The 12,316-nt window shown below is 64.2% G+C and carries 6 protein-coding genes; 1 reads left to right on the top strand and 5 read right to left on the bottom strand.

Translation table 11 applies throughout. The features are described from left to right. From ACVW17_RS10720 to ACVW17_RS10710, 3 genes are all read right to left on the bottom strand, one after another. Nucleotides 1-888 carry an ABC transporter permease gene (locus ACVW17_RS10720; protein ID WP_456751856.1) on the bottom strand — a complete coding sequence of 296 codons (888 nt, stop codon included), beginning with the start codon at nt 886-888 and terminating at the stop codon, nt 1-3. Nucleotides 889-941: 53 nt separating this feature from the next. After that, nucleotides 942-1,895: an ABC transporter permease gene (locus tag ACVW17_RS10715; RefSeq protein WP_456751855.1), complete on the bottom strand. Its 954-nt coding sequence runs from the start codon at nt 1,893-1,895 to the stop codon at nt 942-944. Between the two features lie 203 nt (nt 1,896-2,098). Continuing rightward, on the bottom strand, nt 2,099-3,718 hold the full coding sequence (locus tag ACVW17_RS10710; RefSeq protein WP_456756395.1) for an ABC transporter substrate-binding protein: 1,620 nt from the start codon (nt 3,716-3,718) through the stop codon (nt 2,099-2,101). Nucleotides 3,719-3,963: 245 nt separating this feature from the next. Here ACVW17_RS10710 and ACVW17_RS10705 point away from each other — a divergent pair, with 245 nt between their 5' ends. Further along, a complete protein-coding gene (locus ACVW17_RS10705) occupies nt 3,964-5,571 on the top strand; it encodes an ABC transporter substrate-binding protein (protein WP_456751854.1) in 1,608 nt (535 codons plus the stop codon). Between the two features lie 112 nt (nt 5,572-5,683). Here the strand turns inward: ACVW17_RS10705 and ACVW17_RS10700 are convergent, their stop codons facing one another. Then, nucleotides 5,684-7,918, bottom strand: a complete 2,235-nt coding sequence (locus ACVW17_RS10700) for a CHASE2 domain-containing protein (RefSeq protein WP_456797099.1) — start codon at nt 7,916-7,918, stop codon at nt 5,684-5,686. 92 nt (nt 7,919-8,010) lie between these two features. After that, complete coding sequence (locus ACVW17_RS10695; protein WP_456751852.1) at nt 8,011-12,174, bottom strand: VCBS domain-containing protein; 4,164 nt, start codon at nt 12,172-12,174, stop codon at nt 8,011-8,013. Between the last annotated feature and the right edge of the window lie 142 nt (nt 12,175-12,316).

Genomic DNA, 12,316 nt, shown 5'->3' with positions numbered 1-12,316 from the left:
CTAGTTCCTGATGTCCATGGCGCTGCGCATGCCGTCGCTGAGCAGGTTGAAGCAGATCGAGACCGCGAAGATCATCGCGCCCGGCAGCGCCGCGACCCACGGATTGACATAGATCGCGGTGCGCAGCGTGTTCAGCATCAGGCCCCATTCCGGCTCCGGCGGTTTTGTGCCCAGTCCGAGGAACGAGAGACCGGCGGCCAGGATCATCGACACCGAGATCAGGCCCGTGGCATAGACGAAGATCGGGCCGAGCACATTGCCGAGCATGTGCACGCGCATGATGGTGAAGGGACCGGCGCCGGACGCGCGCGCGGCCTCGACGAAATCCATGTTGCGCACGCCGGTGGTGACGCTTTCGGCGACGCGGGTGATCTGCGGCACGAACACGATGGTGAGCGACACGATCGAATTGGTGATGCCGGCGCCGAGCGCACCCGAGATCGCGATCGCCAGCAGCACCGATGGGAAGGCGTAGAACACGTCGACGGTGCGCATGATCGCGGTGTTGAGCTTGCCGCCGACATAGCCGGCGACGAGGCCGAGCGAAGTGCCGATCACGAAGGCGAAAATCACCGGCAGGATGCCGATGACGAGAGACAGCCGTCCGCCATAGATCAGCCGCGCCAGCATGTCGCGGCCGAGCTCGTCGGTGCCGAGCGGGAAGCCCGGCGTGCCGATATGGCGGAGGCGGCGGATCATCGAGCCCTGGTAGGGATCGGCAAGATGCAGCCACGGTGCCAGCAGCGCCGAGGCGAAGATCAGCACCAGGATGAAGGCGCAGGCCATGCTGACCTTGTCGCGCCGGATGCGGCGGCCGACCGTCGCCCAATAGCCGCGCGCCTTGCTCGCCGGCGCAGCCTGCAATACGGTATCTGACAACGCACTCATGCGAAGACTCTTTGTTGGAGCATAAACCGGTCTCCACTTTTCCGGATCATGCTCTAACTCCGCTTGATGCGCGGATCGATCGCGGCCTGCGCGATGTCGACCAGGAGATTGAGCAGCACGAAGAACAGCGCCAGCACCAGGATGGTGCCCTGCAACAGCGGCAGATCGCGCTGGAAGATCGCGGAGTTCAACAGCAGCCCCGAACCCGGCCAGGAGAACACCGTCTCGATCAGGATCGAGCCGCCGAGCATGTAACCGAGTTGCAGGCCCATCACCGCGAGTGCCGTCGGCGCCGCGTTCTTGATCACATGACGGAACACTTCGGTCTCGCGCAGACCCTTGGCGCGCAGCGCCTCGACGAAATCCTGACTCAGGATGTCGCCGGTCAGCGCGCGCACCGTGCGGGTGATGATGCCCATCGGAATCACCGAGGTGGTGATCGCCGGCAGCACCAGATAGCGCAGATGCTCCCAGTCCCACGCCCAGGCGCTGGAGCCGCCGGGACCTGCACCGACCGCGGGCAGCCAGTTGAGCTGCACCGAGAAGATGATGACCAGTACCATGCCGAGCCAGTAATGCGGCAGCGACACGCCGGCGATCGCAAAGGAGGTCGCGACCTTGTCGACCCAGGTGTCGCGGAAGTAGCCGGCGATCAGGCCGAACAGCAGGCCGAGCGTGAAGCCGATCATCGCAGCCGCGATCGCCAGCATCACGGTGTTGCCGACCGCGCGCATCACCTCGCTCAGGACCGGACGCCCGGTTGCGATCGAATTGCCGAGATCGCCATGGATGGCGCGCCACAGCCACAGGCCGAACTGCACCGGCAGCGGACGATCGAAGCCGTAAGCCGAGCGCAATTGCGCGGCGAGCTCCTGCGAGGCATCGGCCGGCAGCACCGCGACCAGGGGATCGCCGGGCGTGATGTGCACCAGCAGGAAGCACACCAGCGCAACGCTGAGCACGATCGGAATGACGTAGACGATTCGTCTGGACGTATAGGCGAACACGAGTTCACTCGCTTCTTCCCTTCTCCCCTTGTGGGAGAAGGTGGCGCGCGGAGCGCGCCGGATGAGGGGTTCGATCCGCGGCGACAGTCATTTCACAGCAAGGACGATCGCCCGCGGAGGCAACCCCTCACCCGGCTTCGCTTTCAGCGAAGCCACCCTCTCCCACAAGGGGAGAGGGTGCACCGAGCAAGCCACCAACTATCTCACGGCGCGACCGACACCGGCGAGAAGTCGACGAACCAGCTCTTCGGCTGCACGAAGCCCTTGACCTTCGGGCTCATCGCGCGCGGCGCGACGTCGTGCGCGACGTAGAGGAACGCGGCGTCATCGACCGAGGCGGCGTGCAGTTCGGCGAGCGCGGCATCGCGGGCCGCGGGATCGAAGGTCTGGCGGGCCTTCTTCACCAGCTCGTCGAACTTCGGATTGTTGATGAAGCCCCAATTGTTCGAGACCGGCGGCGCCATGCCCGATTGCAGGAAGCGCACCAGCGCGAAGAACGGATCCATCGCCGCATAGGTGACGTTGGTCGCATTCGATCCGTTGGCCGACGGATCCTTGGCGCCGCGCCGCCAGTTGGTGAACAGCGTATTCCACTCGATGACATCGAGCTGCACATCGAAATAGCACTCGGCCAAAGCCTGCTGCAGATACTCGTTCATCGGCAGCGGCAGCATCTGGCCGGAGCCGGACGCCGAGGTCTGGATCTTGACGGTGAGCTTCTTGTTCGGACCGAAGCCCGCCTCCTGCATCAGCTTCTGCGCGGCCGGCTTGTCGTACTTGATCTGGAACGTCGGGTTGCCGCGCCAGGGATGGCCGGGCTCGAAGGTGCCGGTCGCCGGCACCATCAGGCCGGCGAGCAGGCCATCGCGCAGCCCTTCGCGATCGACGCAGAGATTGGCGGCCTTGCGGACGCGGATGTCGTTCCACGGCGAGCCCTCGACGCGCGAGAACTGCCAGGGCCAGACATGCGGCTCCTCGTTGGAATAGAGATTGAAGCCGCGCTGCTTGATCTCGGGCAACGCATCCGGTGCCGGCGCTTCGATCCAGTTGACCTGCCCGGACAGCAGCGCCGCGGTGCGGGCGTTGGCCTCCGGCATCGGCAACAGCACCATCTTGTCGGTCTTCGGCACGCGCGCCTTGTCCCAGTAGTTCTCGTTCTTCACCAGCTCGAGCCGCTCGCGCGGGGTGAAGCTCGACATATTCCAGGGCCCGGTGCCCGACGCGTCCTTGGCGAACGCAGCCCATGCGGCCTGCGATTTCGCCTTGGCGTCGGCGCCTTCGGCCTTGTCGTAGAATTGCTGCCACTTGGCCGGGCTCGCCATGAACAAATTGGTGAGGTTGATCGGCAGGAAGCTGTCGGGCTCCTTGGTGGTCAGCTCCACCGTCATGTCGTCGATCTTGCGCGCCGAGACCAAAGTCGGCATCCGCGAGGCGGTGACACCGACCTGGCTCGGATCGAATTGCGGCGCGTCCTGCTTCAGAACCTTGTCGACATTCCAGACCACGGCATCGGCGTTGAACGGCGAGCCGTCGTGAAAGACGACGCCGGGACGCAGCTTGAAGATCCACTTGGTCTTGTCGGCATCGTCGACCTTCCACTCGGTGGCGAGGCCCGGGATCAGCGCGCTCGCCTTGTCCGACGAGGACAGGTCCCACATCGTCAGCGCGTCGTACATCGTCAGTCCAGTGAAGCGATTGCCCTCAAAACCCTGGTCGGGCTGACCGAGCGTGCGCGGAATGTCGGCAGCCGTCATGCCAATGCGCAGCACGGTCTCGGCGCCGGCGATCGCCGGCACGCCGGTCGCAATCGCGAGCGCCAGCATGAATGCCGTCGCATTGGTCTTCTTGTTACGCATCTCAGCAACCCCTTCGAAGTCTGGTGACGTTTTGGTGATTATTTCTTGGGCAAGCGTATGCAATGCCTGTGCCAAGGGGAATAGTTCTTCAGCAAATTACCGTTGGGCGCGTCAATTCTTCCCACCTTCGGCTAAGACGGGGCAAGAGTGCCTATTCTGGCATCATGCTTGCAAGTTTTTGGCTCCGACTTCCCACCAACGGAGCCTTCAATATGCGTGCGCGCAATTCGATCCTGATGGCGGCAATGGCGCTTGCCCTGACCGCGGGCTGGCCGGCCTTGTCGGCGCGGGCGGAGTCCATTGTGCGCTACGGCATTTCGATGGCCGATATTCCGCTGACGACCGGCCAGCCGGATCGCGGCGCCGGCGCCTATCAGTTCACGGCCTACACGATCTACGATCCGCTGGTCGCCTGGGAGATGGACGTGGCCGACCGGCCCGGCAAGCTGGTGCCCGGGCTTGCGACCGAATGGAAGGTCGACGACACCGACAAGACCAAATGGCGCTTCACGCTGCGCAGAGGCGTGAAATTCCACGACGGCAGCGACTTCAACGCCGACGCCGTGATCTGGAATCTCGACAAGGTGCTGAACGACAAGGCGCCGCAGTTTGACAAGCGGCAGAGCGCCCAGGTCAAGACCCGCCTGCCCTCGGTTGCGAGCTACGCCAAGATCGACGACTTCACCGTCGAGATCACCACCAAGACGGTCGATTCCTTCTTCCCCTACCAGATGCTCTGGTTCCTGGTCTCGAGCCCCGCGCAATATGAGAAGCTCGGCAAGGACTGGGACAAGTTCGCCAGCCAGCCCTCCGGCACCGGCCCGTTCAAGCTGACCAAGCTGGTGCCGCGCGAGCTCGCCGAGCTGACCAAGAACCCGGACTATTGGGACAAGAAGCGACTGGCGAAGGTCGACAAGCTGATCCTGATCCCGATGCCGGAAGCGCTGACCCGCACCAATGCGCTGCTGGCCGGACAGGTCGATTTGATCGAGACGCCGGCGCCCGATGCCGTGCCGCAGCTCAAGGCCGCCGGCATGCGGATCGTCGACAACGTGACCCCGCATGTCTGGAATTATCATCTGAGCGTGCTGCCGGGCTCGCCCTGGACCGACATCCGCCTGCGCAAGGCGCTCAACCTCGCGATCGACCGCGACGCCGTGGTCGGCCTGATGAACGGCCTCGCCAAGCCCGCCAAGGGCCAGGTCGATCCGTCGAGCCCATGGTTCGGCAAACCGACCTTCGAATTGAAGTACGACCTCGCGGCCGCGAAGAAGCTGGTCGAGGAAGCCGGCTATTCCAAGGACAAGCCGCTGAAGACCACCTTCATCATCGCCCAGGGCGGCACCGGGCAGATGCTGTCGCTGCCGATGAACGAGTTCCTGCAACAGAGCTTCAAGGAGATCGGCATCGATATCGACTTCAAGGTGGTCGAGCTCGAGACGTTGTATTCGCACTGGCGCAAGGGTGCTGCCGACGAGATGAACGCCGGCATCACCGCCAACAACATCGCCTATGTCACCTCGGATCCGCTCTACGCCATCGTGCGGTTCTTCCATTCCGGCCAGGTGGCGCCGACCGGCGTCAACTGGGGCGGCTACAAGAACCCGAAGGTCGATGCGCTGATCGACGAAGCCAAGCAGACCTTTGATACCGCCAAGCAGGATGCGCTGCTGGCGCAGGCGCATGCGCTGATCGTCGACGATGCCGCGCTGGTGTGGGTGGTGCACGACACCAATCCGCACGCGCTGTCGCCGAAGGTCAAGACCTTCGTGCAGGCGCAGCACTGGTTCCAGGATCTGACGCAGATCGGGGTGGAGTAAGAGATCGTAGGGTGGGCAAAGGCGCGCAAGCGCCGTGCCCACCATCGCGAGCAGCGCAAGGTGTGGTGGGCACGCTGCGCTTTGCCCACCCTGCAATCTGAATGTGCGGCGACTACTTCGTCGTCAACGCGAACGCGCCGTTCCAGTCGGGCGGCGGCGGGTACTTCTCGAAATTGCGGATGCGCGCCTCGTAGAGATTGTAGAGCGACTGCAGCGCCCGGGCATCGTCGGTCTTGCGGCCGCGCTCGATCGCGGCGAGCGCGCCGTCCCAGTCGCGGCCGCGGTAGCAGGCGAGCATCTCGATGGTCAGGTTGCGCAGCCGCTGGAAGCGGCCGGAATTCGCCACGTCCTCGCGGCCGGCGATCGCGTAGATCACCTCGGGCTCCTTCTTGCCCTTGACCATGATGAAGTCGAGCTCGAGGATCGCGAACTTCTCCTTCACCGCCAGCGCGGTCTTCGATCCCACGATGATCGGGAAACCGTATTCCTTGGACTGGCCCTCCAGCCGCGAGGCCAGATTGACGCTGTCGCCGAACACAGAATAGTCGAAGCGCACGTCGGAGCCCATGTTGCCGACCACGCAGGTGCCGGTGTTGAGGCCGACGCCGATGTTGAGCGGCACATAGACGTGGCCGCCGTCCTTGGCCTCGCGCTCGCGCGCCCGGTTGAGGTCGTCGACGCGCTCCAGCATGTCGAGCGCCGCCTCGCAGGCGTTGAGCTGATGCTGCTTGTCGTCAAGCGGCGCATTCCAGAACGCCATGATGGCGTCGCCCATGTATTTGTCGATGGTGCCCTTGCGGGCGAGGATCGCATTCGACAGCGGCGTCAGGAAACGGTTCATCAGCGCCGTGAGGCCTTGCGGATCGCTCTTGTAGGTCTCCGAGATCGAGGTGAAGCCGCGCATGTCCGAGAACATGATGGTCATCTCGCGCTCCTCGCCGCCGAGCACCAGCCGCTCCGGCGACTGCGCCAGCTGCTCGACCAGCGCGGGCGACATGTACTGCACGAACTGCGACCGGATCTGCCGGCGCTGCTGCTGTTCGCGCACGAAGGCGGAGAAGATCAGCGTCAGGTAGATCGCCGTGGTCGACATCAGCGGATAGGTGAAATCGATCAGCAGCCGGTGCTGGGCGTAGAAATACCAGGACGTGCCGGTCAGCACCGAGGCGAACATTCCGCCGACGACGACCAGCGTGATCGGCCCGAACTTCGGCGCGAAGGCGATGACCAGGAGCCCCATGATCATCGCGGCGAGGAATTCGATCGCAATACCGTAGCTCGGCTGCGAAACCACGTCGCCGGTCAGCGCGCTCTCCAGCACCTGGGCATGAACCTCGACGCCGGGCATGGCCGGCGTCACCGGCGTGGTCTTGATGTCGTTCAACCCGACCGAGGAGGTGCCGATCAGGATCAGCTTGCCGGCGATCCGGTCCGGCGCGACCCGGCCATCCAGCACATCGACGGCCGAGACATAGATCGAAGGGTCACGGCGGGCGTAGTGGATCCAGAGCTGGCCGTAGAGATCGGTCGGGATCGCAAAGCCCTTGATGCCGAGGCTCTGGATGCCGCCCTTGTCGGCCTTGATCAGGATGGTGCCGGAGCCGCCCGCCACCCGCAGCATTTCGAATGTCAGCGACGGCATGGTGATGCCCTGCGCGACCATCATCATCGGCACCCGCCTGACGATGCCGTCGCGTTCCGGCCTGATCGTGAACAGGCCTCGTCCGGCCGCGGCCTCCTCGAGCATCGGCACGTTGCGCAACAATCCCGGAAACTGGAACATGAAGCGCTGCGGCTCCTCGCCCAGCATCGCAAGCCCGGTCACCGGCAGCTTTTCGTTGAGGTCGGCGCGCACATTGGGCCCGCCGGATTCGCCGAGCACCACGCGCGAGTTCTTGATCGCCTCGGCGAAGATGCTGTCGTTGCTGGGCAGCTGCCGCAGCCTGGCACGCATCTCCTCGTCAAGATTGCTGAACGTATCGGCCGCGATATCCGGGTTGAGACGGTCCGGCTCGGAGAACACCGCGTCGAACGCGATCACCACGGCACCGAGCCGGGTGAGATTGATGACGATGTCGGCGAGTCGCGTCCGCGGCCAGGGCCATTGCCCGAGCCGGGGATCGGCGAGGCTCCTCTCGTCGATATCGACGATGGTGACGGGCCGTGCGGTTTTCTGGCGGGGCTCGATCACCTGGAATGTGTCGAACGTCCTGACGCGAAGCTCCTGAACCGGAGCGGGATCAACGATCCGCAGCGCGGCAATGCCGATCAGCAGCGCCACGCAGGCCAGCCGCGCATAACCGAAGCGCCGTGCGAACCACCGTCGTATCGCCTTCAGCCGTTTCATGCCGTCTGGATATCACGCGCGGACGATTGTTCCAATCGAGCAGACGTTGCGCAATGCGGGAATTGGCTGGCTTTTCGGGAGGCTGGCGCTTGTCACGTATAACTAATGATGAAGTCGTTCTGGGACAGGCTCGCCTTCGCGATGTTGTGCAACGTGATGGTGTCCGCACCGTCAATCGTGATCAGCGTATCCGCCGAATTCGTCGGGGATGTCGTCACATGCTGATCGAACCAGCTGCCGAAGGTGCTCGTCGAGACGATTGTGGACAGGTCGATCTGGTCCTGGCCCGGCGTGAAGTTCAGGATCGTGTCGTGATTGAAGTTCGACGCAAACACGAACTTGTCCTGATAGCCCGATCCGAAGAACACGTCCTTGTCGCTGGTGCCGGTCAGCGTCACCGGCTGGGACGAATCTTGCTGGACGTTGAAAATCAGATTGACCGTATCGCTCGCGCCGCTGCCGTCGGTCACGGAGAGCGCGATCTTGTCGGTCGCTGGCGGCGTCTGGCCGGGGTTGTAGACAAGACCCGGCGACCCGAGCGCGGTGTTGATATCCGAGAGATGGCCGGTTTGCGACGGCGGCGTCACGCTGCTGCCCGAACCGGGGTTGGTCGCGGCCGCCAGGGTGAAGTTCTCGTTGGCGCCGGCATCGACGTCCGTGACGGTCAGGCCGGAGATCGTTTCGGTGCCGTTGGAATTGTCCGTGATGCTGATGTTGTCGGCATGGATCACCGGCGCATCGTTGGCGCCGACGACATCGACCGTCAGCGTCGCCGTCCCGGTCGCGCCATGCGCATCGATGGTCTCGACAGTGAACGTGTCGGCATAGGTGCCCTTGGCCAACGCGTTGATCGCGGCGTCATTGGGGACATAGCTGTAGCTGCCATCCGCATTGACCGTGAGCGAACCGTAGAGGCCGCTGATCGCCGAATTGACCGCGACATGGTCCGAATTGAGGGCGGCATAGGTCAGCGTCGCGGTCTCACCATCGTCGACGTCGTGGCCATGGAGCGTGCCGGTCAGCGGGCTGAACGTGTCGTAGGCCGCGGTATCGGTCAGCGTGCCGGCATTGACGTCGGCGAGCGTCGGCGCGTCGTTGGCGCCAGTGATCGTGATCGTCACCGGCGTGGTGACGACGCCGCCATGATGATCGTCGATCTGGATCGTGTAGGTCAGCGTCAGCGTCTCGCCGACGGCAAGGTAATCGAAGTTCTGGTCGGCGGCCGAGAACGTCCAGCTGGACGATCCGGTCACCCCGCCGGTCGCGTCCGTCAACGTGCCCAGCGACAGCCAGTTCAGGATGGTGGACGGGTCCTCGGGCAGGCCCCCGGTCGCGCCGGTTTCGGCCACAGCGGTGATGCTCATCGTGTGGGTGTCGCTGAGATCCGCATCAGTGAACGTCACCGCGCCCGACGCGGTATCCAGCTTGGATGACCCTGTCGTGTCGGGCTGCTCGGGAATGGTGGCTACCTGTGCCTCGGAGGTGACGACCGGCGTGTCGTTGCTGCCGACAACCGTGATCGTCACCGGTTCGCTGATCACGCCGCCATGGTGGTCGTCGACCTGGATCATGTAGGTCAGCGTCAGCGTCTCGCCCGCGGCGAGATAATCGAAACTCTTGTCCGCGGCCGAGAAGGTCCAGGCCTGCGATCCCGTCACATGGCCGGTCGAATCGGTCAGCGTCCCCAGCGAGAGCCAGTTCAGGACCGTCGACTCGTCCTCGGGCAGGCCCGTGGTGGTTCCGGATTCGCTCACGCCGGTGATGGATACGGTGTGGGTGTCGCTGAGATCGACATCAGCAAACCCCACCACGCCGGCCGCCATGTCCGGCGTCGATGAACCGGTCGTGTCGGGTTGCTCGTCGACCGTCGCGGTCGGCGGCTCCGACGTGAAGGTCGGGACGTCGTTGGTGCCGGTGATGGTGATCGTGACGGGCTGGGTGACGATGCCGCCATGATGATCGTCGACCTGGATCAGGTAGGTCAGTGTCAGCTTCTCGCCAGCCGCGAGATAATCGAAATTCGCGTCGGCGGCCGAGAAGGTCCAGTGGCTGGATCCGGTGACGCCGCCGGTCGAATCCGTCAGCGCGCCGAGTGACAGCCAGCTCAGGATCGTGGCCTGATCGGGCAGCCCCGTGGTGACGCCGGTTTCGGTGACACCGGCCACGGTGACGCTGTGGGTGTCGCTGAGGTCGACATCGGTGAAGGTCACGGTGCCGGACGCGGTATCCGGCATCAGCGAACCGGTCACCCCTTCGGCCTCGGTGATGGCCGCCACCTGGGTCGGCGACGTGATCACCGGCCTGTCATCGGTGCCGACGATGGTGATGGTGACCGGAAGCGTGACGACCCCGCCATGATGATCGTCGATCTCGACCGTATAGGTCAGCGTCAGCGTCTCGCCCGCGGCGAGATAGTCGAAACTCCTGTCGCCCGCAGAGAACGTCCAGGCGCGCGATCCCGTGACGCCATCGGTCGAATCGGTGAGCGCGCCCAGCGACAGCCAGCTCAGCACGGTGGCGTGGCTGGCAAGGCCCGTGGTGACGCCGGCCTCGGTGACGCCGGTGATGGTGACCGTGTGCGCGTCGGTCAGATCAGCATCGGTGAAGGTCAGCGTGCCGTGCGCGGTATCAGGCGTGGCGGAGTTCGTCGTCCATGGCAGCTCGGTGATCACGCCTGCCTGCGCCGCGGACGTCACCACCGGCGTGTCGTTGGTGCCGGTGATCGTGATGGTGATGGTCGTGAACGCGGTCTCGTTGCTCGGCGCGTAGTTGTTGTCGACGCGCACCAGATAGGTCAGCGTCAGGGTCTCGCCGGCGGCCAGGAAGTCGAAGGCACCGTCGGCAACGCTGTAGGTCCAGGTCGCCGAGCCGAAATTGGTGTTCAGCGGATTGGGATCGAGCTGCAACGGGATCTCGACCGCCTGGATCGCCGCCAGTTGCGCCGCCGTCAGCGACGAGGTGACATCGTTGCCACCGGCGTCGCGATAGCTGAACGCGCTGAAATTGACCGCGGCCGTCGGCCTGTCGCCGAGATTGACGTCGACCCATGTGATCTGGCCGGTCGCCGTATCGAACTGCTCGCTATGGGTCTGCCCGGCCAGTTCAGTGAACGTCCCGTTCTGCGTCACGACGTGCGGCGCACCGGGGGCGTGGTCAGTCTTGGCTGACGGGGCCTGTGGCCCGGCATTGCCGGTCAAGGCCAGCAGGAAGCTTGTCGGCAGGATCACGTCGCCGGTCGCGAATTTGAGGCTGGTCGTGACCGGGACGACGCTGTCGGTGAAGTTCGTCGTGAGCTTGGTGTTGGGATTGTTGTTGTCGGTAAACTTCAGCGCGAAGACGTCCGAGATCAGCTTCTGCGCATCGGCCGACAGTTGCGCCGACGAGACGAAGCTGACGCTGCCCTGGCCGTTGACGATGGTCTGGGTGCCGGCCTGATCGACGGTCGCGATCGGATTGAGCGTCGTCTTATCGAACAGGATGTAGGAGCCGGTGGTGCCGTCAGGCTCGACCAGCACCTGGAACTTGGCGGGCGGCACGCCACCCGAGCCCTGCACGTCGAAATCGATCTCGACCAGCACGGCGGTGCCGCGAATGCCCATGGTCGCGACCGGCGTATCGACCTTCATGTCGCCATGCTTGGCGGTCGCGCCGGCCACGAACGAGATGGTGCCCGAGACGAGGCTCATCAGCGACGAATTGCTCGACCCGTTCGGGTCGTAGATCATTTCGTTCAGCACCATCTTGGCGTTCGGCCCGAGACCGAACACGGTGCCGTCGATGAAGGTGATGCCGAGCGTCGAGTCGCTGCCCGACTGCACCACGTCGCCCTTGTTGACGTTGTCGCCCTGGTTCAGGACGATGGCGACGCCGTTGCGAACGGCGGTGGCGCTGCCCGTCAGCTTGGTGACATGGCCGATGACCTTGGCGGGCTCCGCTGCGCCGCCGGCCTGGGCATATTGGGTGTAGCCGGTGAGCGCGTTGACGAGGTCGCCGGTGAGATGCGCGCCTTCAGGCGACGCCAGGGCCGCGCGTTTCTCGCCCTTGAAGTAGTCGTGCAGGACGAGTTCCCGATCGTCCTTCGAGATGACGAGATCGAGCCCGGTCCGCTTGAAGTCGCCGGTGAACAGCAATTGCCCGTCGTCGACCGTGATCGCGCCAGGCGGAGCATGCGAGGTAACGCTTTCGACGTATGCCGATCCGCGGACATAAGGGTCCGCGCTCGGCGAATGGCCGTCGAATTTCCCAACAAAGTTCACTGCGGATCACCGCATGAGGGTTAATATTGGTAAAGTATCCGAATGATTACGCCTGCATATCATCGGATAAAGCTTGGCGAAACCATCCTTTGCTTTCGCAAGGTGTGCTGGTCGCGCCGTTTCAGCGGGTGTGACTTGGCTC

This window comes from Bradyrhizobium sp. USDA 4473, from assembly GCF_054063335.1.
The sequence above is the reverse complement of the archived record's forward strand: the minus strand, read 5'-3'. Positions and strand labels throughout refer to the sequence as shown.

What these genes read in the sequence shown, in the direction of transcription:
- ACVW17_RS10720 (WP_456751856.1), bottom strand. Translation starts at nt 888, where the DNA reads ATGAGTGCGTTGTCAGATACCGTATTGCAGGCTGCGCCGGCGAGCAAG.
- ACVW17_RS10710 (WP_456756395.1), bottom strand. Translation starts at nt 3,718, where the DNA reads ATGCTGGCGCTCGCGATTGCGACCGGCGTGCCGGCGATCGCCGGCGCC.
- ACVW17_RS10705 (WP_456751854.1), top strand. Translation starts at nt 3,964, where the DNA reads ATGCGTGCGCGCAATTCGATCCTGATGGCGGCAATGGCGCTTGCCCTG.
- ACVW17_RS10700 (WP_456797099.1), bottom strand. Translation starts at nt 7,918, where the DNA reads ATGAAACGGCTGAAGGCGATACGACGGTGGTTCGCACGGCGCTTCGGT.